The organism is Actinokineospora sp. UTMC 2448 (assembly GCF_024760565.1).
In the GTDB taxonomy this organism is placed as follows: domain Bacteria; phylum Actinomycetota; class Actinomycetes; order Mycobacteriales; family Pseudonocardiaceae; genus Actinokineospora; species Actinokineospora fastidiosa.
In genome coordinates this window covers 2,410,698-2,432,667 of record NZ_CP031087.1, presented here as the reverse complement: position 1 = coordinate 2,432,667, position 21,970 = coordinate 2,410,698, and the positions used below count along the sequence as shown (strand labels likewise).

The window sequence follows — 21,970 nt, the reverse complement described above, 5'->3', positions numbered from 1 at the left end:
GATCTGCGGTCACACGACGGACGAGCGGAACAATCCGTCGATCTCCTCTGCCGGGTAGGGAACCTGCCTGCTCTCCAGTTGGAACCTGCGGTAGAACTCCGTCATCACCGCCGCGAGCGGGGCATGGCGGGTAAGGATCTCCGCGAGCTGCGGCGGGATGTCCGTGGGGCGCTCGCCTTGGGCGCAGGCACGCAGGAACGCCCTGCGATCGTCCCCTTTGTACCCGTACAGCTCGACGATGAGCCAGGTGACCAGGTGGGTGAGGGCATAGCAACGGTCGTAGGTCTGGTGTCGGGCGTAGAAGGCGGTCTCCTCGTCGGACAGGGTGAACCGGGAGGAGACGGCGAGGCCGTAGTCCGCGAAGTACAGGCGCTGGCCGTCCGTGAGGATGTTCTGGAAGTGGGCGTCGAAGTGCAGGAGCCCGTGGGCGTTCATGAACGAGGTCCCGGCCGTCAGTTCCCGCAGGACCATCGCGCAGGCGCGCTCGTCGCCTGCTTTGACCTGAGCGCGCAACCAGTCGTGGAGGTTGTGCGGGATGTACTCCAGGAACAGCGCGATGCTCGCCGAGGCGTCCCGTAGGGCCTCGATGCGGGTGCGTATCCCCGCCCCGCCTCCCCAGTAGTCGACGGCCTTCTCCACGTCGGCCAGTTCGTCGGGAAGCATCTGCCCGGCGTGCGGCAGCACCCGCCAGTGGTACATCAAGGGGAAGCCCTCGTAGTCCTGCGTCAGCACCCAGTCCGTCGTCATGGTGTGCACGGCCAGCTCCCGCCATGCGCCGAAGCCCGGCCCTCCGATGAGCCCGACGCCGTAATGGCAGAAGTCCGGAAGCGCGAAGAGGTTCGCCGTGGACCCGACGTTCTCCGGCTGCCGCTCCAGGTCCGTCAACGGCACCCGCTTGACGAAGACCGGTGTCCCGCCGACGTCCACCAACGCCGACGTCCCGCCGATCCCGGCCCCCAGTGGCCGAGCCGCGTCCACGAGATCACACAATTCACGATCGCTACACGCGCTCAGCGCCGCGGAGACGGCCCTATGAGCATCCAGCCGCGACAGGTCACCGACGACTGCCTCCACGCGCGCATCACCCTCCCAGGCGCCCTCCGACGAAGCCAGTCTCGTCCGTTGCCCTGACAGCTCGACACGGGGCCGTCGGTTTCGACCTTGACCATGGTCGCCTCACGCGACAGAATCGTCGTGAATCACATCGAATCATCCTGGATCGCTGGCGGTGCATCTCCGCAGCGGCAGGGGCGGAGGTGGCGGAAGCCGATGACGGGGGCGGACGGGCTGCCTGCCCGGCAGCAGCTCGCGGCGCGGTTGCGGCAGTTGCGCGAGCTGGCCGGGGTGTCGGGGCGGGACCTGGCGCAGCGCGTCGGGATCAGCCAACCGACCGTGTCCCGGATCGAGGCGGGACGGACGGTGCCCAGCCTGCCCGTGGTCGAGGCGTGGGCCCAGGAGGTCGGCGCCTCCGAGGAGACCAGGGAGCGGTTGGCGGCCCTGGTCGAGGCCACCTACACCGAGGTGAACACGTGGCGGACGGCGTTCGGGCGCCGCGGACACCTCCAGGGCGATATCCGGGAGCAGGAAGCGGTCTCCCAGGACGTGCGCGTGTTCCAGCCGTCCGTGGTGCCCGGCCTGCTGCAGACCGCGGAGTACGCCCGTCGCGTCTTCTCCCTGTTCCAGCTCCCCTACTCCGACAAGGACCTGGCCGCCGCCGTCGCGGGGCGGCTGGAGCGGCAGGCGGCGCTGTACGAGGGCGAACGGCGGTTCGCCTTCCTCATCACCGAGGCCGCCCTCCGGTGGCGGCCCGGCGACACCCGGCTGCTCCTCGCCCAGCTCCACCGCATCGCGTCCGTCAGCACCCTGGACAACGTCTCGATCGGGCTGATCCCCCAGGACCGCGAAGCCGTCACCTTCCTGTCCCACGGCTTCGTCATCTACGACGGCGAGGGCCCTTCGGTGTCGGTCGAGACGATCCACGCCAACATCACCGTGCGGGACCCCTCCGACGTCGAGCTCTACCGCGCCCGATGGTCTCTGCTCGACCGGATGGCGATCCGGGGCGACGACGCCCTCGCGTTCCTCGACCGCATCGCCGCGGACCTGCGGGCGCTGTCCGATGGCTGAGCGCGCCGCGACCCCCGCGCACCCGGCCCGCCGCGGCGACAGACCCGGCGCGCCGAGACCGCGGGTCGCGGCGCGCCGGAGCCTGGTCCCGCCTCAGAAGTCGAACTCGCCAGCCAGGACGCCGAGGGCGAAGGCGGCCCACTCCTGCAGGGTGAACCACAGGGTCGGGCCGTCGGGGTCCTTCGAGTCGCGCAGGGCCACGCCCTCGACCCTGGCCACCTCCACGCAGTCCCCACCGCCCTCGCTGAACGAGCTCTTGCGGAACGACACCCCGTCGAGCCGGATCCAGTTGACGATCTCGTTGTCCATGATTCCTCCTGTCATCGACGGCCTTCGCGCCGTGCAGGGACCACGGTGCGCGGCGGCGCAGGGCGATCGACTGGGTGATCCGCGGGGTGGACGACTGGGTGGCGCACTGCGGCCGCCGTCACCAGGAGGGGATCGGATGGGCGAGACGGGCGTAGAGCCGAGGTTCCACCTGTTCGGCGCGATCGAGGCCCACGCGGGCGGTCGGCGCGTCGACCTGGGCGGTGAGCGGGAGCGGGCGCTGCTCGCCGCGCTGCTGTTGGCCAAGGGGCAGCCGGTGGCACGCCACGACCTGCCGGACTGGATCTGGGACAAGGCGCCCCGGAGCGCCTTCGACGACCTCAACCGGCTCATGACCGAGATCCGCAAGCGGCTGCGGACCATCGGCCTCGGGACGGCGCTGGTCAACAAGGACGGGCTGTGCAGGCTTGACGTCCCCGCTGAGGCCGTGGACCTGCACCGCTTCCGCGCCCTGGTCGCCCAAGCCCGCGCCGCGGACGACCACCAAGCCGCCGAACTGCTGGGGACGGCGCTGGACATCGCCAGCGGCGAGCCGTTCGGCAGCCTGGCCGGGCAGCGCGTGCAGAACCAGCGGCACGCCGTGAACGAGGAGCGCCGCGCCGCGGAACTGCGGTTCCTCAGCGTGGAGCTCCGGCTGGGGCGGCACCGGGACCGCATCGCCGATCTGGTGCGGTTGTTCGGGGAACGGCCCGACGACTCCGCGGTCGCGGAGTTGGCCATCCGCGCGCTGCACCTGGCGGGCAGGCAGGCCGAGGCCTTGCGCACCTACGACGAGCACCGCGACGCGCTCGCCGAGCTGGGCCTCGATGTGCCGCGGCCGTTGGCCGACCTGCACCTCCTCGTGCTCCGCGACGACGACCGGCTGCGGGTGGCCGAGGAGGAGCGCACGCCCGCGCCCAAGCAGACCGGGGCGAGCGTGATCGACGTGCCCCCCGCCGAGCTGTGGGCCGCCCGCGACCTGACCGTCCCGCAGGAGGCCGTCACGGCCTTGGCCGACCGGCACCTCGCGGTCCTGGTGGGCGATCCCGCGCTGTGCCGGGCGACCGCGTTGCGCCTGCTCGGGGAGCTGGGCCCCGACCTGCCGGTGCTGGAGGTCGTCAAGCGGTGGCGCGAGCCCGCGGTGGCGCTGCTCCCGCCCGCCGCCCCACCGCGCGGCTACCTGCTCACCCTCGACGACCCGCTCCGCGACCGGCCCTCGGCCGCGTTCGCCGAGGACCTCCTGGTCCACGCGGGCAGGCTGGCCGAGCACGGCTCCTCCCTCGTCGTCGCCGTGCGGCCGGAGCTGTGGCGGGAGTGCTGGCCGGTCTGCGCCGCGGTCACCGTGCCGCTCGTCCGGACCGCGTCGTCGGCCACCGCCCCACCCGACTGCGAGCACCTGCGCATCACCGATCCCGACGGGGAGGAGTCGGTCTTCCGGCTGCGAGACGGTCGGGCGCCGCGCGCCACGGTGAGCCTGGGCCGTCTCGTGCCCCACGACCCGCCGCCGGACATCGTGCTGGACTCCGGCGCGCCGAGCCCGGTCAGCAGGCGGCACGCCGCGATCGAGCACGCCGAGGGCGAGTGGTGGTTCATCCCGCTGGGCAAGAACGCCCCCTCGGTGCTGCGCCGCGGCCACGCCGACGCCGAGCGCGTCGACGACCGCATCCGGCTCAAGGACGGCGACGCCGTCCTGATCGACGCCCGGCTGTCCGCATCCGGCCAGGGCAGGCGCTGGCGACTCGTGTTCACCGATCCTCAGGAAACCACCACCAATCGGGGAGACGACAGATGACCGCACTGCCGAGCGGCCCGGGGGCGCACACCACCACGAAGAACGTCCGCCCGTTCCTGATCACCGGCGTCCTCGCCGCCGCGCTGACCGCTCTCTGCGCGCCGCTCGGGCTCTTCGACTGGATCCCGGTCATCGGACCGCTGGTGGAGCGCGACGGGCTGGTGAGCTTCATCGCGACGCTGATACTCGCCGCCACGCTGTGGATCATGCTGTTCGCCCTGGCACGGCGGGCGGCGGGCTCGATGGAGCACCGGGCGATCGCCCAGCTCCGCGCGACCCTGCGGGAGTGGAGAGCGGGCGGGGACCCGCAGCACCTCGCGGGCGCGCTCTGGACGCGGCTGCGCACGGTGCGCGCGGAGAACTCCGTGGTGGGCAGGCGGATCAGCGCCTGGGCCACCCGCCCGGGCTCCGGGCCCGAGGACGCGGTCACGGCGCTGGCCGCCCGCTCGGAGCTGGATCACGCGCTCAGCGAGGTGTCCTTCGTGCCCGCGCGGGCCGTGGTGTGGGCGTTGCCCGCGCTCGGGTTCCTGGGCACCGCCGCGGAGATGTCGCGGGCCGTCGGCGGCCTGGGCACCAGCGTCGGCCAGACCACCAGCTATGCCGACCTGCGCAACGCGCTCGTCGGCAACGTCATCCCGCCGCTGGCCGACGCGTTCGGCGTCACGCTGTTCGCCCTGGGCGCCAGCGTGCTCTGCCATCTGGTGCTGACGTGGGTGTCGGCGCGGGAGCAGCGCATCCTGCTGGACGTCGAGGAGGCCACGCTGGAACTCCTGGCGACCGGCGGGCAGCGGCCCGCGCCCGCGAGCGCGGCGACGCTGAACGGGGAACTCACGATGCTGTCCCGGGAACTGTCCATGACCAGGACCGCGATGACGACGTCGGCGAGCCAGGTGGCGCAGCTCGACCTCCGCGGCCTCGCCGACCTGCAGCAGCTCGGGCAGCTGCCCGCCCTGCTGCGGTCGGTCGACCAGCGGCTCGGGCAGATCCACGCCGAGTTGCAGCGCGACCTGGTGCTCACCCGGCTCGGCTCGCTCGAGAACCGGGGCTGACCATGGCGCTGACCCCGGTATTCGTCCGGCGGCGGGCGTTGGCCGCCGAGCACCCCGTCGAGCTGCGGTTCATCGACATGCTGCTCGTCATCATCGCCACGCTGATGTTCGTGACCATCGTGCTGAGCGTGGTGAGCGCGTTCACCGGGAGCGGGCGGCCCGACACCGCGCCGCGGATCGCCACGCGCTCGGCGCCCTCGGCGCTCGTCGGGCTGCAGTACCAGCTCACCCTCGCGGTGACGGGCGGCGACGGCGACTTCACCTGGGAGACCGCGGCGGGGGCGCTGCCCGAGGGACTGCGGCTGCGGGCCGACGGCGTGATCGAGGGCGTCCCGGCCAAGGAGGAGACCAGCGTCGTCAGCGTCCGGGTGCGCGACGGCGCGGGCCGCTCATCGGAACCGCGGGAGCTGGGCCTGACCGTCCGGCCGTCGAGCGTGGGCGGGGTCGAGCAGGCCCCGCTGCGGGTCACCAGCGCGGTCAGCCTGCTCGACGACGCCGTGGCGGGCAGCGACTACCTCCACCGGTTCGGGGCGGACTCGGGGCTGCCGCCCTACACCTGGTCCGGCGACGCGCTCCCCGAGGGGCTCAGCCTCGCGCCGGACGGCGCCCTCGCCGGGCGGCCCGCCCACGCGGGCGCCACGACGTTCACGGTCGCCCTGACCGACGCGACCGGGACGACGGCGCACCAGGAGGTCCGCCTCATCGTGCAGGAGGCCCCCGAGTCGCTCTTCTGGCGCGTCCTGAACTGGTTCAAGACCATCGTCACCTGGTTGGGCTATCTGCTCCTCATCCTGACCTTCGGCATCCTCACCTGGGAGTACCTGATGGGCCGCCCGGAGACGGTCGTCCCCGGCAGGCGCGGCAAGCTTCGGCGGGGGTGGTGACCATGGGTCTGTCGGTGGGAATGGAACTGTCCACAGGCGACACCGTGATCGAGGTGCGCCACGGCGGCTTCGCCGAGGTGGGGGTGCTCGACGACGGCTTCAACGGCAAGCGGGTCGTCAAGCGCATCAAGGACGACGTGCTCGCCTCGGCGGGCCAGGAGGTGATCGAGGCGTTCTTCCGCGAGTGCAAGGTGTGGGTGCACCAACTCCGGAATCCCCCCAAGAACGCCCACGTCGCGCCCGCCCAGTACGCCCTGCGCGACCTCGACGGCCTCGGCCCCGTGCTGTTTGTGTCCTATGTGGACGGCCCGCAGCTGGGAACCCTCCTGCGGAGCGGGCGGCAGTCGCTGAGCCAGACCGTGCGGATGGGCGCCCAGACCGCGTCCGCGCTCGCCTACGCCCACGAACGGGCGCTGCGCCACCGCGACCTCAAGCCGGGCAACGTCCTGCTCACCACGGACAACGAGATCCAGCTCATCGACTGGGGGCTGGCCAACGCGCAGGAGATCAGCCACCTCACCGCGGGCGTGCTGGACTACTGGTCCCCGCAGCGCCGGGCCGACCCGACGCTGGACGAGCCGGACGACGACGTCTACGCGCTGGGCGTCATCCTGCACGAATGCCTCACCGGGCGGTACCCGCGCGCTTCGCTCCACACCGCCGAACTGCGCGCCGACCTCGCCGCCGCCCAGCCCACCGCCCCCGAGCACGTGCTCGACCTGGTCTGCCGGATGCTGGCCGTCCCGCCGCAGGCGCGACCGACAGCGGCGCAGGTGCGCGCCGTGCTCACCGCGCCCGACCTGCAGGCCGACGTCGCCGCCCGCGAGATGGAGCGGGCGTTCTGCCCGTCGTGCGAGTTCGTGGCGGGCGAGCGCGAGTCCGCGGACTGCCCGGTGTGCGGGCACGCGATGTGCGAGCGGTACGCCCACCCGCCGCGCCCCGGCATGGTCCGGGTCCCGCCCGGCGTCTTCATCCACGGCCTGACCGAGGACCAGGCGCGCCAGGCGCTGATGGCCGCGGGGGTCGGCTCGGACCCGCAGAACCTCAAGGCGCTGGTCTCCCCGGACGACCCGCAGCGCAAGGTGTTCGTGCCCGGCTTCGACATCGACATCACGCTGGTGACGAACCAGGAGTACGCGGCGTTCGTCGAGGCGACCAACTACCCCGCGCCGAAGGACCTGCTGGCCGCTTGCGCGACCCAGCCGGATCACCCGGTCGTGCACGTGTCGTGGCGGGACGCGCTGTGCTACGCGCTGTGGGCGGGCAAGCGCCTTCCCCGTCCGCTCGAGTGGGAGAAGGCGGCGCGCGGCGACAAGGACGACCGGACCTACCCGTGGGGCGACGTCTGGCAGGAGAACCGCTGCAACCACAACCGGTACCCGTCGACGACCTTCCGGGCCACCAGCCCCGTCACCGCGTTCACCCGGGGCGAGTCCGACGGCAGGTCGCCGTTCGGCGTCGCGGACATGGCGGGGAACGTCGGCGAGTGGATCTCGCACAGCCGCGACACCCAGTCCAAGGGCCGCGACGCCGAGACCAGGGCCATCTGCGGCGGCGCGTGGAGTGATCCGGTGGCCGTGTACGGCGCGGCGTCCATGCAGATCTCGGCGGCCATCGACTACAAGAGCGAGGCGGTCGGCTTCCGCTGTGCGGCGGACATCGTCTACGAGGAGCGCCCGGTCGTGCCCTCGCCTCCCCAGTGATCCCGGGTGTCGCCGCCGGAACCCGACACTCTCACTCCGGAGGCGGCAGCACCCGGTTCCCGAACAGCCTGACCCCGGGGACCAGGGACCGCAGCATGAGGGTGAAGCTGCCCATGCCGAGCCACTTCCCCCGGTCACCGTGCAGCCGCGGCTCGAACCTCTCGATGACCTGCTGCGCCAGGGTGGCGGCGTGCACCACGCCCGGCTCGCGGAGCTTCGCCCGCAGGAACTCGGCAACCTCGGCGGGGTCGAGCTGCCCCGGGCGCGAAGGCGGAGGCGGGACCGCACGCGCGCGCTGACGCGGGGTGGACTTGCCCGAGGGCTGGGTGGGCGGCATGACCTCGATGGCAGGCGCGCCCTGCGGCAGCCGGGGTTCGGTGACCAGGTTGACGCGCCCGAGATCCTCGTGCACGGCCTGGATCCGCACGCGCATCGCGAGCCCGAGCTCCAGCCGGGTGCCCGCGGCGATCTCGCTGCGGTGCAACAGCGCCTCGACGCCGGAAGGCAGCCGGACGAAGACGCCGAAGGGCACGATCTTCACCAGCGTCCCGGTGACCACGTCGCCGACCGGATGGACCAGCAGCGGATCGGGCCGGTCGTCCAGGGCGGTCAGGGCGACCCGCCGCCGGGCGGGGTCGATGCTCAGGATCCGGACCCGCACCGGGTCGCCCGGGGCCAGGTCCGGCGGCACCCAGCGCCAGCTGGGCGGGAACTCGCTGGTGTGCACCAGACCGGAGACCACCGGGCCCGCCCACCCCCGCGGCGAGGTCGGCAGCGAGACGAAGATCCCGAAGTTGACGCTCGACTCGTACCGGCCCTCGAGCTCGGCGCCGACCGCGAGATCGCCGCCCGTCCACGGCTCCGGTGGCGCCGGGCGGCAGACGACCCGCTGCCTGACCCGGTCGAAGTTGCTGATCCGCACGCCCAGCGTCATGCCCAGGCTGATGCCCGTGGCCCGGCCCTCGCGCTCGTCGGCCGGCTCGCTCCGCAGCAGCGCGCCGAGGCCCTCGGCTCCCTCCAGCGCCACGATCGCCGTCCGGGTCGAGATCATCCGGGTCACGTGGGCGCGGATCGTCCGCGACGCGCGCCACGCCTCGTCGATGACGTCCAGCTTGGCGTCGAGGTCGGCGATCTCCGGCGCGGGTTCGCCCGGGGGGATCGGCCGCAGCGTGAACACCCGGCCCGCGACGGTGCGCAGGCGCACTTCTCCCCTGCCGACCGGCAACCGGACGACGCCGTGGCCGCCCAGGTCGACGGTGGTCTGCTGAGGCCCGTCCGGACCGGACCAGGACACCGTGACCGGCTTGTGCACGATCGCGGGCACCGGGAACGCGACCCGCCGGTTGCGCGCGATCGGCCCGAACGAGAGGACGTCGCCGTCGCGGGCCATGCCGACCAGCGCCGTGGGAAGCAGCCGGGCGACCTCGCCGAGCAGGTCACCGTCCACCTGGTCGAGGTCAGGGGCCGGGAGCCGGACCGCAGGGCGCCGCGTCGCCACGCAGAGCTCGCTCAACAGCCATGCCGCGGGCGTCCGCAGGATGGGTTGGGGGAGCCTGCCGAGCGCGCCCGCGGCCCAGTCCAGGATGCGGTGCCGGGTCTCCCGGACGACGCTGAGCAGGCAGTCGGTCAGCAGCCGGTCCGCGGTCTGGCCGGGGTTCGGCTGGCTGACGTAGGCCCAGACCAGGTTCTCCTCCAGCTCCAGCAACGGGCTCAGGCCCATGGCGTCGATCCGGGTGACCTGGCGCAGCTCCTCGGCGTCGAGACCGCCCTCCAGGACCCGGTCGCGCAGGACGCGCCGGGCCTGGGCGCGGAAGTCGGGGTGCAGCTCGATCCCGTCGGCGGCGACCGCCGTGACCATGGGCGTCTCGCACAGCTCCGCCTCCAGGTGCAGGGTGCCGCGGCCCAGACCGGCCCGCCGGACCTGGCGCACCAGCGGGAACGGCGCCAGCGGCGGCAGGCTCACCATGGCGGCCAGCCAGACCAGCCGCCGGTCGGCGATGCCGCCCAGGGACTCCGCCCACTCCGTCACCACGGTCGCCTGCTCCCGTCAGTCGTCGACCAACAGCTGCGGATAGCGCCGGAACCGGGGCACCCGCGGGCCGGGGCCGAGCAGCACCGCGCAGACCGCCGCGCCGTGCTCGGCGAGCCCGGCGGCGAACTCGTGGACCGCGTCGGGATCGGATCGGCGATCGGGGACCCCCTGTGCGACGAGCACGGTGGCCTCGGTCGCGCCCGGCGTCTCGTAGCGCTGCCAGGTCCACACCGGACCGCTGCCGCAGCCGAGCGCCGGGGAGTGCTCGAACCAGCGGAGGTCGATGCGTTCCGCGCCGCAGAGCCGGTGCAGCACGCGGAGCAGGATCCGGGTGTCCTCGGCGTAGGGGCCGCTCCGCAGCCCGAGTTCGCACAGGACCCGGACCTGGGCGGGCTGGCCGAGCCTGATCCGCACCGGGACGTCGGTCAGCGGCTCGGCCAGCGCCAGCCGCTCCACCACGGCGGGGATGTCGAGCTCGTGCCCGCGCAGCGGCACGCGGATCATGCTCTGCAGGGTGAGCGGCAGGGTGCGCATCCGGAAGGCGCTCCGCTCCTCATCGGCCTCCTGGGTCAGCCGGATCGGCAGCGGCACCGAGGTGTAGGAGCGGGGCGTGTGCCCGCCGGAGGGGGTTGCGTCCTCCGGCTCGGCGTCGAGGACCCGGGCGATGACGCCGGGACCGGGTGGCCGTGGGTTGGGCGTGCGGGCCGGTTTGCCATCGGTTCCGTCGCCCGTGCCGGAACCGTCGCCGGAGCCCTCCCCGTCGCCTGTCCCCTGCCCGTCGCCTGTCCCCCGGCCGTCGCCTGTCCCCCGGCCGTCGCCCGTCCCCCGGCCGTCGGCGTCCGGCTCGTCGTCGTCCGCCAGTTCGGCATCGCTCCAGCCGTCGTTCCCCACGACCGGCCAGTCCTGCTCGTCGAGCTGGTCGCCCGAGTCGAGGGCGGCGGAATCGGCCTGCCAGGCCGGCCCGCTGTCCTCCACCGGCGCCCCGAGCGCCGCGCCGACCAGGGCCAGCGCGCCGTCCAGGTCCTCGAACAGCTCTCGCCGCGCGAGGATCAGGGCAGCGTCGCGCAGGCTCACCGCAACCAGGACCGTTCGTCCGCGCCGTAGAGGGCGTGCTTGTCCAGCGTGATCCGCTTGAGCATGTCCAGCATGCCGTCGTCGAGGCTGTCCTCGGCCTGGTCGAGGTGCCGCAGCACCTTCACCAGGTCGAGGAACTCCGCGGTGCTGACCGGCCGCCCGGTGTGCGGGCGGGTCACCTCCTCGGCGAGATCCCGCACGAGCTGCTCGATCGGCGCGGGCAGCCTGCCGAAGTGCTCGCCGACGATCTCGACCAGCCGGGTGGCATCCGGCGCGGGCAGGCGCAGGACCAGACAGCGCCTCAGGAAGGCCTCGGGCAGGTCGCGCTCGTTGTTGGTGGTGATGACGGTGAGGGGGCTCCACGCGGGGGCGCCCGTCGGCACCCGCACGGTGAAGTCCAGCGGGCCGACGAACGCCTGGCGGCTGCCCAGGGGCACCAGCAGGCCGTTGCAGAAGGCGGCGTCGGCCTTGTCGATCTCGTCGATCAGCAGCACGGCCCCCGGCCGGTCGGGCGTGTGGTCGGCCAGCAGTTCCGGCGGCGCTGCCTGGTCCTCCTCGGCCAGGCCGTCGGAGCCGCGGGCCCGGGCCGACTCCGGGTCCAGCGCCCACCACAGCGGGCCGGGTTCGATGTAGGGGGCGGTCGAGTCCCGGCCGGTGCGGCCGGACAAGGCGTTGGCGTTCGCGTCACCCAGCCTGCGAACGGCGTCGAGCCGCCAGATGAGGTCCGACGGCCGGGAGTCCTCGGTGGCCACGAACTCGTGGTACCGGACGCCGAGCCTGCGAGCCAGGAAACTCGCCAGGCTGGACTTCCCGCACCCAGGGGGGCCGCCGAGCAGCAGCGGGCGGCCGGTCAGCACCGCCACCTTCACCGCGGTCTCGATCTCCGGGGTGAGGATGTAGACGTCCCCCGCGCGGGAGTCCCCGTGGCGGCTGTCCCCGTGCTCGCCGACGGGTATCCGCAGCAGCGGCTCCAGGTGCCGCAGCAACCGGACGTCCGCCGGTTCGGACCCGGTCCCGTGGAGGTCGGTGCTGGTGGCCGAATCCAGGTCGCCGGTTCGGTCGGTCACGTCGGTCATGCCCTCGATCGCCTCGTGAATGGTCCGGACATCAGTAATCGACCAGGTCGGGAACGTCGCCCAGTTCCTCGATGTCTTCCAGCAGTGCCATTGTGTCGCGCTCGTGCTGCCCGCCGTTACTGAGCTGCACGGTCGCGCTGCTCAGCCGTTCCAGCGCGGTCACCGGGCGCTGGGTGACCAGGGCGAAGACCACCCCGCGGAACCGGGCCGTGAGCTCGCGCAGCACCCACTGCAGCACCCTCGGGTCGACGTCATCGCAGCCCAGCATCGCGAACACCACGCGGCGGGCCCGGCTCAGGTGGCGCGAGACGTCCTCCGCGGTCTCGTCCGGCTTCATGTTGAGCGCGGCGCGCAGCCCGGTGTCGCAGCGCTCCAGCAACTGCTCGCGCAGGTCCTCGCCGCCGATGCCGCTGAACCTGGTCACGCGCACACCGTCGCGCTGGGCCCGGCCGCGCTGCACGGCGTGGTGCGCGGGGAGGTTCCCGGCGGCGAGGTGGACTATCCGGCGGTCCGGCTTGTCCCGGGACACGTCCATCACGCGGCGGGCGTCGTCCAGGTCAACCCACAGCGGCGTGATCCGGTCCTTGACCGAGGGCAGCCGAGGACCCACGAACTCGGCCAGCACCTGGACGGCCTCGAACGCCTCCTGCAGTGTGCTGCCCAGCAGCGCGGCGGCGACCAGCGCCGGTTTGTCCTGCGGCAGCACCGGGGCTGTGGTCGAGACGTGCAGCGCCTGCGCCGCCTCGTCGAGGATGTGGGTCGGCGCCTCGCGGATGAAGAACGCGACGTCGTTGACCCAGCGGGCCTGGGCGGGCTCCACCGGCACCGGCGGGAACCACTCGGCGATCTCCTTGGCGAGCTTCTCGGCGGCCTCCCGGTTCCGCGAGCCCTTGCGCCGATCGGGCCAGCGCAGGCTGCTGAGCGTGTTCAGGCCGCCGGTACGGCCGAGGAGGCTGCACGCGAACTGCTTCTCCGACACCCCGCCGACCAGCACGATCTTGACCGGGTAGTCGGGGACCAGCTGGCGCATCAGGCCCAGCAGCGCCGCCTCCTCCCGCATCCACCCGGACGTCAGGGCGTCGTGGTCGACCACGACGACGGCGCCGCTGCTGCGGATCACCGCCAGGCACACGGCCCGGTCGAACACCTCGCCCGGCGCGATCTCCCTGCGGTCGAGCCAGACGCCGCGGCCGCGGTCGGCGAAGGCGGGCACGAGCGCGTCGAGCAGCTGGTCCACGAACTTCTTGCGCGCCAGGTAGCGGCCTTCGGTCTCGCCGTCGCGCAGCCGCAGTTCGGCGCCGACGCGGACGCGGGCGCTGTGGCTGATGAAGATGCCCGTCGAGGTCGTCGTCCCGATCAGCGGCGTCTCCACCCCGAGATCCTACGACACCCGGATCGGGCGCGTGTTCGCTCTGCTAAACGTTGGGCGGCAACGGGTCGCCACCTGACGGCGGACACCCGTCACGCGAAGACGGCGACCACCGCGCCCAGGAGGTAGATGGCCGCGAACGTGATCGGTATCCACTGTTCGAGGTGCGTGAGCGGCCAGTAGCGGGAGCGGTCCCGCCCTTCACCGAGCGCGACCCACTCCGCCCGCCAGTACGGCGAGGCGGGGAGCCGTTCCTCCAGCGCCCCGACCACCTGGTACTTGGCGGTGTTCAGCTGCCGGTAGGAGCGGACCAGGTAGAACCAGGCGGCGCACTCGGCCAACAGGGCGAGCAGGGGGACGAGGAGCCACCACGACGTGACCACCGGCTTGACGGACCAGAAGATCCCGATCACCGAGAAGACCGACGTGTTGAGGGTCAGGAAGAACGTGTTGGTGAGCGCCCGCCGCGCGCTGATCCGGTCGGCCATCTCGACATAGATCTTGTACTGCTCCAAGATGGCGTTCTGGTACTTCTCGCTCGCCGCGTCATAGGCGGCAGGGGTCACGCCTGCGTTCCACAGTCTGCTGCCCACGTCGTCGGTCACGCGGGCACGCTATCACCGCGCGTCCGACGGTCTCGGTGCTCACTCGCCTGGTCCATCCGGGTGAGAGGCGGGCCCGCAGGGTGTCGTCTTCTCGCGGTTCGGGGCAGGTGCGCTCGCCGGGCGAGATGATCGACCGGTGTCGTGGAGTCCCGAGGCCGTCACCTGGGTCCTGACCGTGGTCGTCCTGATCCACGTCGCCGGCGTGGTCCTGTTCCGCGGCCACCGGGCGGCTCCCCGGACTCCGGCGCTCCCGGCGCCGCTGAAGTCGAGTTTCCTGATCTCGGCGTTCTGCATGGCGTGGCTGGCGGCCCGGAACTTCGCCTACGCGCCGGTGAGGCTGGGCGACGCGGTCATCCACGTTCCCCAGGTCGACGCGTTGCCGGTGCGCTTGTTCGTCTTCGCGGGAGAGCTGGCCATCCCGTTCCTCGGCCCCTGGGCGACCGCGGCGAGCCTCGCGGCGCTCGCGGTCGCCCGGATGGACGCCCTGGTGAGAGCGGGGCACGTCCTGGCGATCGCGGTGATCGTGCCCGTGCTGGTGACCCACCTGTCCGGCGCGCTCGCGGCCGGACAAACCATCCCCTGGGTGCTTGTCGCGCTAGGAGCGCTGAACGGACTCATGCGCGGCGAGGACGAAGGACCGGCCGGGAAACAGCTCCCTGCGCCGACGAGGAGAGCCGAGCGATCACCCGTGACCGAGCCCACCGCACCCACCGCCCAGCGCCGCGGCGTGGGACGGCTGCTGGTCGGCCTGGGGTGGACAGCAGGCGGGATTGGCCTTCTCCTGGCCTTCAGCGGCACCTTCCTGATCAAGTTCCTCTTCCTCGAGGCAAGCCGCGAGATGGCGGAAAGGCCGGTCTCGGTCCGCTTGGCGGTGTTGGTCGGCGTCATCGCCTCCGGCGGCCTCCTCGCAGGCGCGGGTCGCGCGGCGGTGAAGCGAGGAAGGCGACACCTGCGCCGAACCGTCTCGTTCGACGCCCTCGACGGCCAGCGCTACCTGCTCTACCTGCGCCCCTTCTCCGTCGACGCGGCGATGGCCGCGTCCCCCGAGGCGCCGGGCTGGCACACCCGCTCGCCGTTCGAACTGCCGGGACTGACGCAGGAGGCCTTCGTGCTGCGCCAGTTCCGCGACCTCGGCCGCGTCATCGCGATCGGCGAACCGGGCGAACGCCTGCCAGCACTCGGCGCGGAGCGCGGCTACCTGCCGGTCGACGACTGGAAGGACACGGTGAGCAGCCTGATCCGGGGCGCCCACACCGTCATCATGACCGCGTCTCCCGGCCCGGGAACCGTCTGGGAGTTCACCGAGGCGATCCGCGTTTCCGAGCCCACCAGGCTCCTGCTGCTGGTCTATGAGGAGCCCGCCTACTACGCCTTCCGAGACGCGGCCGGCCGGAAGATCGCCGACAGATCCACCACCGAGGAGGGCAAGGTATGGCCGTCACCGCCGTCCTTGCCGAACATCCCCCCGCCGGAACAGCACGACAAGGGTTTGCGGTGGGACTTCCCGCTGACCGGGATACTCCATTTCACCATCGACCGGAGCGCGCGGTTCACTCGCTTCCCCACGGCGGTTCCCCGCCTGCGCCATGTCGGGACCATCCGCAGACTGGTCCGGCGCGAACTCCAGCCGGTCCTGGACCATGTCTCCCACCTACCGGCAATCGTTGATCGTTCTACGAGGGTTCCTTGATCCGGGGACCTCTCGCCCACCGCGCCTTCCGGACCTTCCTCCTCGCCCGCGTCATCTCGGTGGCCGGAAGCGCAATGGCGCCGATCGCCCTCGCCTTCGCCGTGATCGACCGCCACGCCGAGCCGAGCGCACTGGCTTTGGTGCTGGCAGCCACCATCACCCCCCAGGCCATCCTGTCCCTCATCGGCGGGGTCTCCGCCGACCGCCTCCCGCGACGGACGATCCTCGCGACCGGCAACTGCGCCGCGGGCGCAGCCCAGGCCACCGTCGCCGTGCTGCTGTTCACGGACAAGGCGTCGTTGCCCTGGCTGACCGCCTTGGCGGCCACCAGCGGCGCCGCCTCCGCGTTCACCCTCCCCGCGATGCAGGGCATCGTGCCGCAGCTGGTGCCTCCCGAAGACCTCCAGCAGGCAAACGCCCTGATCCGCCTGCCCGTCAACGCCTTCAAGGTCGGCGGCCCGGTCCTGGTCGGCATCCTCATCACCGTGGCGAGCCCCGAGTGGGCTCTGGCATGGGATGCCGCCACCTTCTTCATCTCAGCGGCGCTGTTCTCCCGGTTGAGGGTCGCTCGCGTGCCGAAGAAGCAGGCCAGGTTCCGGCAGGATCTGGCCGAAGGCTGGAAGGAGGTCCGCCAGCGCCCCTGGCTGTGGGGCTTCGTCCTCCACGGCAGCGTCGTCGTCATGGCGTGGATGGCGGGCTTCCAGCTCCTCGGCCCGATCGCGGCCGCGGGTTCCTACGGAGGTGGCCCCGCCTGGGGCGTGGTCCAAGGCGCCTTCGCGGCGGGTCTGGTGGTCGGGTCGCTCGGGGCGTTGAGGTGGCAGCCGTCTCGCCCACTGCTGGTGTGCATCGCCGCGAGCTTTCCCATGGCGCTCCCGGCCCTGGCGATGGCCGGCCAAGCGCCGATCTGGCTCGTGGTCGCGGCGGCGCTCGTGACCGGGGTGAGCATGGACCTCTCGATCATCGCCTGGAGCACCTTCGTCCAGCGGCGACTGCCCGCGGAACTCCTCGGGCGGGTCAGCTCGTACATGACCTTCGGCGAGCTGATCGCGGTGCCCTTCGGTTACCTCATCGCAGGTCAGCTCGCGACGGTCATCGGCCATCAGATAGTCCTCTATGGAGCATCAGCAACGATCGTCGTCGCCACTCTGGTGTTGATGGCCTTCCCCGCCGTCCGGCGCGCCGACAGACCGGTCGCCGTCCAAACGTGCGCCCCTACCTGAGCGAACCCGGGCGGAGGGGTGGCCCCTCCGCCCGGGTTCGCCGTCAATCGCTCCGATCAGTACGGGAAGATGAACCAGTAGAACGACTGGCTCACGCTCGCCCCCGCGCTGTCGGTGACCGTGACCCGTGGGTGGTAGTTGGCCCACGTGGTCGGGGTGCCGCTGATCAGGCCGGTCGACGAGTTGAGGCTCAACCCGGCGGGCAGGCCCGTCGCCGTGAAGCGGTAGCCGCCGCTGCCGCCGCTCGCGACGAGTTGCAGGGTCACCGCGCGGCCCTTGACGCTGGTCTGCGTGCCCGGGTTGGTCAGCGACAGCTCTGTCGGGCCAGGGCCACCCGTGGTGACCGTCAGGCTGTACTTGACCGTCCGGGACTCACTGTCCTTGGTGCCGGTGACGGTGATCTCGTAGGTGCCTGCCGGGGTGGACGACGTGGTGCTGATCGTCAGCGTCGAGGCGCTGCCCAAGCCGATCTTCGCCGGGTTGAACGACGCGGTGGCTCCGGTGGGCAGGCCGCTGGCGGAGAGGGTGATGTCCCCGGTCGGCGGGTTGGTGGAGCCGATCTCCTGGTTGGCCCAGTCGCCGAGCACCCCGTGCATCTTCGCGTGCGCCTGGTAGTAGGCGCAGTCGGTGCGCAGCCAGGAGAAGACGCCGTAGATCACGCCGTTGTGCAGGTACGGGCCGCCGGAGTCGCCCTGGCACAGCGACGGGCCGCCGCTGCCGTACCCGTTGCAGAACATGTACCGGGCGTCGAAGTGACCCGCGATGTCACGGCACTTCTGGTCCTCCACCACCGGCAGGACCGCCTCGTACAGCTGGGTGTTGCGGTTCGCGTCGTTCACGTCCGACTTGCCGTAGCCGACCGCGGTGCCGCGCGTGCCGATCGGCAGCGAGTCGGTGGACCTGGCGATCCGCGGGTAGGCCATGCCCGCCGGGGTGGGGATGTCGCTCGCCGTGGTGATGACCGCGACGTCGAAGCCGGTCCGCCAGCCGTCGGCCGGGTTGTAGCTCGGGTGGGTCTTGTACTCGGTGATCTCGATCCGGGTGCCGGTGCTGGTGTTCGCCAGGTCGTCGCGCCCGTAGATCAGGTACTTCGGCTCGCCCTGGGAGAACTTGCAGTGCGCGGCGATGAGGACCTTCCTCGGCGCCACGACGGAACCGGTGCAGGACTGCTCCTGCGGCCGCACGCCGCCGGTGCGGTGCTGCGAGATGATGAACGGGTACTTCGCCACCGTGGTGGGCGTGCCGCCGACCACTCCGACGCCGGACTGGCCGTCCGCCTGGAACGCGCTGTCGGCGCTGATCCTCGTCGTCACCGACGAACCCTGCGCGACCGAGCCGCTGGTCGGGCTGGCCGTCAGGGTGAAGCTGCCCGGCGGGACCTCGCCGTTGACCTTCAGCGACACGTTCACCGTGCGGGTGGCGTCCGTGCCGGTGCCCGTGACGGTGACGTTGTACGTGCCCGGCGTGACCGAGGCGCCCACGGCCAGCGACAGCCTGGACGAGCCGCCCGCGGTCACCGAGGACGGGTCGAACGACGGGGTCACGCCCGAGGGCAGCCCGCTCGCCGACAGCCGCACGCTCTGCGCCGACCCCTGCGTGACGGCCGTCGAGATCGTGGTGCTGACCGCCTGGCCCGGGTCGGCGCTGACCGACGCGGGGTTGGCCGAGATGGAGAAGTCGTTACCCGGCTGGGGGTTGCCCGCGGGCAGGTACAGCAGCCGGTTGGGGGTGCCCGCCCGGATGTTGGTCATCTTGCCGGTCGTGGCGTTGTCGACGACCCACTTCTTCAGGTCGGCAGGCGTCGAGGACGGCGCCTCGGCCAGCCGCAGCGCCAGGGCGCCTGCCACGTGCGGGGCGGCCATCGAGGTGCCGGACAGCTGCCCGTACGAGGAGTCCGACTGGTGGAAGGACGAGTTGATGCTGCTGCCCGGCGCGAACAGGTCCATGCACGCGCCGTCGTTGGAATCGCCTGCGCGGGAGTCGCTGCTCGTCGCGTTGCCGGTGCGGACGCCGGTCTCGACGCGGGGGCCGGGGCCGTAGTTGCAGGAGTCGCCGCCGTTGTTGCCGGTGATCAGCGCCCACTGCACGCCAGCGGCGATCGAGCCCTTGATCGCGTCGACGCCGATGGACGGGTTGTCCGTGTAGACGCTCAGGTTCGCCACGGCGGGCTTGATCGCGTTGCGGGCGAGCCAGTCCGCGGCGACGACGACGTCGCTGTCCTTGCCGCGCCCGTTGCAGTCGAGGATGCGCACCGAGTGCAGCGTGACCTTCTTCGCCACACCGCGCGTCTCACCGCCCGCGATGCCCGCGACGTGCGTGCCGTGCCCGTTGCAGTCGTTGCCGTTGTCGGCCGGGACCATGAAGTCCGCGGCGAACTTCGCCCGGCCGTCGAACTCCTGGTGGGAATAGCGGATTCCGGTGTCCACGATGTACACGTTGACGCCCTGGCCGCCGTGGCCGGGGTAGGTGTACTTCTTGTCCAGCGGACGGTCGCGCTGGTCGATGCGGTCCAGACCCCAGTTCGCCGGGTTGTCCTGGGTGTCGCCCGCGCGGGAGGTGCCCGACTGCATGACGGACTCGACGGCCGGGTGCGCCGCCAGACGCCGCGCCTGCTGCTCGCTGAGGTTGTCCACCACGTAGCCGCGCATGACCCGGGTGAGCACGTGCGTCGCCTTGCCGCCGAACCTGTCCACCAGGGAGTCGACGGTTCCGGCGACACCCGCCGCGCGGACCGCCGATTCCTTGAGCTTGACGACGTAGTTGCCGGGGACCGGGTTCTTGGCCCCGCCCAGGACCTCACCCTCGGGTTCCTCGGCGTGGGCAGGCGAGGCGAGCCCGCCTGCCGTGACCGCTGCCAGCGCGAGCGCCAGCAGTGTTTTCGATTTGCAGGGCATTGAACTACTCCTTAATTCACGGAGCTTGCAATGCCGGAAATTAGTCGGGCCCGTCCAGGATCAGAAGTGATCTGTTTACGGCCGGTGCCAGCACGTTGTTCACAGAAGAGATCGCAGGTCAGGGCTGGCTTCGCGGAACAGATTTCCCCATTTGCGTCAGGACTCCCAGCGCACGCCGATCGTGCCGGGACGCACCGACGGGGCGACGAGCGCTGTCGTGCCCGCGGCCCCCAGCCACAGATCCTCGACGTGTTTCTCCGGACCGTGCAGCCCGGGTCGGTCATAGCGGCGGAGCCTGCCCGGGGGCGGACCGCCGAAGCGCAGCATGACGGTGTAGAGCCCGACCGGCCGAGGGAACCGGCGGTAGCAGTGGTCCAGCGGCTGCCGGTCCGGCAGGCGCACCTCGTACTCGATCACGGTGTGCTCGCCGCGGCCGAGCGGCCGGTCGAACAGGAACTCCGCCACCAGCGCCCGGCTGGCCGCGTCGGCGCGCACGCGCCCGACGCGGGCGTAGGCCACCCCGACCAACTCCGGCGCGGGGTACGCCGGGTCGTCGACCTCGTGGCACACGACGTACCGGTCCACCCGGTCGGCGGCGGCCCGCAGCACCAGCCGGGTCCGCTGCCTGCGTTCACCGGTGTTCTCGTTGACGTTGATCGAGTCGGTGATGCTGAGGAAGTCCAGCTCCCCCTCGGGTGTGGTCTCGAGCCCGGCCAGCAGGCTGCCGCAGGACGGCCACAGCGATCGCCGGGACAGCGTGCCGGGTGGGCGTCCCGGCGTCCGCCCGCGCGGGCGCCGCCCGCCGAGCAGAGCGACAAGCGACGCCGACGGCAGCCCCAGGACCTGCTCCAGCCTGCTGAGCGCCACCAGCGACTCGGCCCGTTCCGGTCGGCTGCGGCCGGTGCGCCAGTAGGAGATCGCCGTGCGGCTGACGGTCACGCCGCTGTCCGCCAGCCTGCTGCGCAGCCGTTCCAGTGTCAGCCCGGAGGCCTCGATGGCGGCGTCGAGCGCCACCTCGAACGGGCCGGTGCGCAGCAACTGCCTCAGTTCCCGGTTCATGACGCCCCCGGTTCGGTCCTCATCGCTCGGAAGGGGGACCGTATACAGCGAAGCGCCCTGCCGAGAAGGGCAAAGGTGGCCAATGGCCAGATCTGGCCAGGCTAGGGTGGGGCGATGGACGAGTTCGACCCCGGGTTCCTCGAGCCGATCGGCCTCGGCGTCGCCGAGGGCGCACTCTACCTGCGGCTCCTGCGCAGGCCCCGGGCCGAGGCCAGCGAGCTCGCCGCCGCGCTGGGGGTGTCCTCGGGCGGTCTGTCGCGGGCGATGGGGAACCTGATCGAGGCGGGCCTGGCGACCCGCCTGCCCGGACGTCCCGCCCGCTACGTGCCCGCGCCGCCGCAGGTGGCCCTGGACGCGCTCACCACGCGCCGAGCCGAGCAACTGGACCGCCTGCGCGGGGTCACCCGCGATCTCGCCGCGATGTACGAGGACGCGCCGCGCGGCGAGCCGGGCGACCTCGTCGAGCTGATCGAGGGCGGCCCCGCGGTGCGCCACCACATCGCCCAGATCCAGCTGGCCGCCCGGCAGGAGGTGCTGCTCATCGACTGCCCGCCGTACCTGGGCGGCGCCCCGGAGCACAACGTGGAGGAACTGCAGGGCCTGCGGCGCGGCGTGGTCTACCGCACGATCTACCAGACCCCCGCGCCCGACGACCGGGCGCGGCTGGCCGAGATCACGGCCTACACCGAGGCGGGTGAGGACGCCCGCACCCTGCCCGATGTGCAGATGAAGATGATGATCGCCGACCGCAGGATGGCGCTGATCCCGCTCAGCTTCGAGATCTCGGAGACCGGCTCGCGGATCCTGGTGCACCGCTCCCCCCTCCTCGACGCGCTGATCGCCTGCTTCGACATGCTGTGGGAGCGCGCCACCCCGATCGGCCCCGCCCTGCGCTCCGGACACCGCGACCGCGAGCTGCTGACCCTGCTCGCCTCGGGCATGAAGGACGCGGCGATCATGCGATCCCTCGGCATCACCCAACGCACCATGACCCGGCGGATGTCCGCCCTGCTCGACGAACTCGGCGCCACCACCCGCTTCCAGGCCGGGATCCAGGCCAACCGGCGCGGACTGGTCTGATCTTGACCTC

General features: G+C 72.1%; 17 protein-coding genes. 8 read left to right on the top strand and 9 right to left on the bottom strand.

The features are described from left to right. Positions 1–9: 9 nt before the first annotated feature. Positions 10–978, bottom strand: coding sequence for a protein kinase family protein (locus Actkin_RS11510; protein ID WP_258907089.1), 969 nt, complete (start codon positions 976–978; stop codon positions 10–12). A 291-nt stretch (positions 979–1,269) separates the two neighbouring features. On the opposite strand from Actkin_RS11510, the gene Actkin_RS11505 reads away from it, so the two are divergent. Next, positions 1,270–2,127: a type II toxin-antitoxin system RelB family anti-toxin gene (locus Actkin_RS11505; protein ID WP_258907086.1), complete on the top strand. Its 858-nt coding sequence runs from the start codon at positions 1,270–1,272 to the stop codon at positions 2,125–2,127. Positions 2,128–2,220: 93 nt separating this feature from the next. Here Actkin_RS11505 and Actkin_RS11500 read toward each other — a convergent pair whose 3' ends face one another. Beyond that, positions 2,221–2,436, bottom strand: a complete 216-nt coding sequence (locus Actkin_RS11500; protein ID WP_258907084.1) for a DUF397 domain-containing protein — start codon at positions 2,434–2,436, stop codon at positions 2,221–2,223. A 136-nt stretch (positions 2,437–2,572) separates the two neighbouring features. On the opposite strand from Actkin_RS11500, the gene Actkin_RS11495 reads away from it, so the two are divergent. From Actkin_RS11495 to Actkin_RS11480, 4 genes are read left to right on the top strand one after another with little or no spacing between them, the layout of a single operon-like run. Continuing rightward, positions 2,573–4,225, top strand: a complete 1,653-nt coding sequence (locus tag Actkin_RS11495) for an AfsR/SARP family transcriptional regulator (RefSeq protein WP_258907082.1) — start codon at positions 2,573–2,575, stop codon at positions 4,223–4,225. Beyond that, positions 4,222–5,274 carry a MotA/TolQ/ExbB proton channel family protein gene (locus Actkin_RS11490; protein WP_258907079.1) on the top strand — a complete coding sequence of 351 codons (1,053 nt, stop codon included), beginning with the start codon at positions 4,222–4,224 and terminating at the stop codon, positions 5,272–5,274. Before Actkin_RS11495 ends, Actkin_RS11490 begins: the two co-directional genes overlap by 4 nt. Before the next feature lie 2 nt (positions 5,275–5,276). Beyond that, positions 5,277–6,158 (top strand): putative Ig domain-containing protein, encoded by an 882-nt coding sequence (locus tag Actkin_RS11485; protein WP_258907077.1) that lies wholly within the window; start codon positions 5,277–5,279, stop codon positions 6,156–6,158. Between the two features lie 2 nt (positions 6,159–6,160). Beyond that, positions 6,161–7,861 carry a bifunctional serine/threonine-protein kinase/formylglycine-generating enzyme family protein gene (locus Actkin_RS11480; RefSeq protein WP_258907075.1) on the top strand — a complete coding sequence of 567 codons (1,701 nt, stop codon included), beginning with the start codon at positions 6,161–6,163 and terminating at the stop codon, positions 7,859–7,861. 31 nt (positions 7,862–7,892) lie between these two features. Here Actkin_RS11480 and Actkin_RS11475 read toward each other — a convergent pair whose 3' ends face one another. From Actkin_RS11475 to Actkin_RS11455, 5 genes are all read right to left on the bottom strand, one after another. After that, complete coding sequence (locus tag Actkin_RS11475) at positions 7,893–9,893, bottom strand: S1 RNA-binding domain-containing protein (protein ID WP_258907074.1); 2,001 nt, start codon at positions 9,891–9,893, stop codon at positions 7,893–7,895. Positions 9,894–9,908: 15 nt separating this feature from the next. Further along, on the bottom strand, positions 9,909–10,967 hold the full coding sequence (locus Actkin_RS11470) for a hypothetical protein (protein ID WP_258907073.1): 1,059 nt from the start codon (positions 10,965–10,967) through the stop codon (positions 9,909–9,911). After that, positions 10,964–12,043, bottom strand: a complete 1,080-nt coding sequence (locus tag Actkin_RS11465) for an AAA family ATPase (RefSeq protein ID WP_258907072.1) — start codon at positions 12,041–12,043, stop codon at positions 10,964–10,966. The genes Actkin_RS11470 and Actkin_RS11465 overlap by 4 nt, the downstream gene beginning before the upstream one ends. Positions 12,044–12,074: 31 nt before the next feature. After that, positions 12,075–13,415: a toll/interleukin-1 receptor domain-containing protein gene (locus tag Actkin_RS11460; RefSeq protein ID WP_258907071.1), complete on the bottom strand. Its 1,341-nt coding sequence runs from the start codon at positions 13,413–13,415 to the stop codon at positions 12,075–12,077. An 89-nt stretch (positions 13,416–13,504) separates the two neighbouring features. After that, positions 13,505–14,017: a RipA family octameric membrane protein gene (locus Actkin_RS11455; RefSeq protein ID WP_229787234.1), complete on the bottom strand. Its 513-nt coding sequence runs from the start codon at positions 14,015–14,017 to the stop codon at positions 13,505–13,507. Between the two features lie 136 nt (positions 14,018–14,153). Between Actkin_RS11455 and Actkin_RS11450 the strand changes: the two genes are divergently transcribed. Both Actkin_RS11450 and Actkin_RS11445 read left to right on the top strand, forming a co-directional pair. Next, entirely contained in the window at positions 14,154–15,707 is a 1,554-nt protein-coding gene (locus tag Actkin_RS11450; protein ID WP_258907070.1) for a hypothetical protein, read from the top strand. After that, positions 15,704–16,927 (top strand): MFS transporter, encoded by a 1,224-nt coding sequence (locus tag Actkin_RS11445; protein WP_258907069.1) that lies wholly within the window; start codon positions 15,704–15,706, stop codon positions 16,925–16,927. The genes Actkin_RS11450 and Actkin_RS11445 overlap by 4 nt, the downstream gene beginning before the upstream one ends. A 56-nt stretch (positions 16,928–16,983) precedes the next feature. Here the strand turns inward: Actkin_RS11445 and Actkin_RS11440 are convergent, their stop codons facing one another. Together Actkin_RS11440 and Actkin_RS11435 are read right to left on the bottom strand one after the other, a co-directional pair. Beyond that, positions 16,984–19,821 carry a trypsin-like serine protease gene (locus Actkin_RS11440; protein ID WP_258907068.1) on the bottom strand — a complete coding sequence of 946 codons (2,838 nt, stop codon included), beginning with the start codon at positions 19,819–19,821 and terminating at the stop codon, positions 16,984–16,986. A 156-nt stretch (positions 19,822–19,977) separates the two neighbouring features. After that, positions 19,978–20,880 carry an XRE family transcriptional regulator gene (locus Actkin_RS11435; protein ID WP_189212589.1) on the bottom strand — a complete coding sequence of 301 codons (903 nt, stop codon included), beginning with the start codon at positions 20,878–20,880 and terminating at the stop codon, positions 19,978–19,980. 114 nt (positions 20,881–20,994) lie between these two features. Between Actkin_RS11435 and Actkin_RS11430 the strand changes: the two genes are divergently transcribed. Beyond that, the gene (locus Actkin_RS11430; protein WP_189212588.1) at positions 20,995–21,960 is read left to right on the top strand and encodes a helix-turn-helix domain-containing protein; all 966 of its coding nucleotides are present in this window, start codon (positions 20,995–20,997) and stop codon (positions 21,958–21,960) included. Positions 21,961–21,970: the final 10 nt, after the last annotated feature.

Excerpts from the sequence above, each read along its gene's own strand:
- Actkin_RS11505 (WP_258907086.1), top strand. The coding sequence starts at position 1,270 with ATGACGGGGGCGGACGGGCTGCCTGCCCGGCAGCAGCTCGCGGCGCGG.
- Actkin_RS11500 (WP_258907084.1), bottom strand. The coding sequence starts at position 2,436 with ATGGACAACGAGATCGTCAACTGGATCCGGCTCGACGGGGTGTCGTTC.
- Actkin_RS11495 (WP_258907082.1), top strand. The coding sequence starts at position 2,573 with ATGGGCGAGACGGGCGTAGAGCCGAGGTTCCACCTGTTCGGCGCGATC.
- Actkin_RS11490 (WP_258907079.1), top strand. The coding sequence starts at position 4,222 with ATGACCGCACTGCCGAGCGGCCCGGGGGCGCACACCACCACGAAGAAC.
- Actkin_RS11485 (WP_258907077.1), top strand. The coding sequence starts at position 5,277 with ATGGCGCTGACCCCGGTATTCGTCCGGCGGCGGGCGTTGGCCGCCGAG.
- Actkin_RS11480 (WP_258907075.1), top strand. The coding sequence starts at position 6,161 with ATGGGTCTGTCGGTGGGAATGGAACTGTCCACAGGCGACACCGTGATC.
- Actkin_RS11465 (WP_258907072.1), bottom strand. The coding sequence starts at position 12,043 with ATGACCGACGTGACCGACCGAACCGGCGACCTGGATTCGGCCACCAGC.
- Actkin_RS11440 (WP_258907068.1), bottom strand. The coding sequence starts at position 19,821 with ATGCCCTGCAAATCGAAAACACTGCTGGCGCTCGCGCTGGCAGCGGTC.
- Actkin_RS11435 (WP_189212589.1), bottom strand. The coding sequence starts at position 20,880 with ATGAACCGGGAACTGAGGCAGTTGCTGCGCACCGGCCCGTTCGAGGTG.
- Actkin_RS11430 (WP_189212588.1), top strand. The coding sequence starts at position 20,995 with ATGGACGAGTTCGACCCCGGGTTCCTCGAGCCGATCGGCCTCGGCGTC.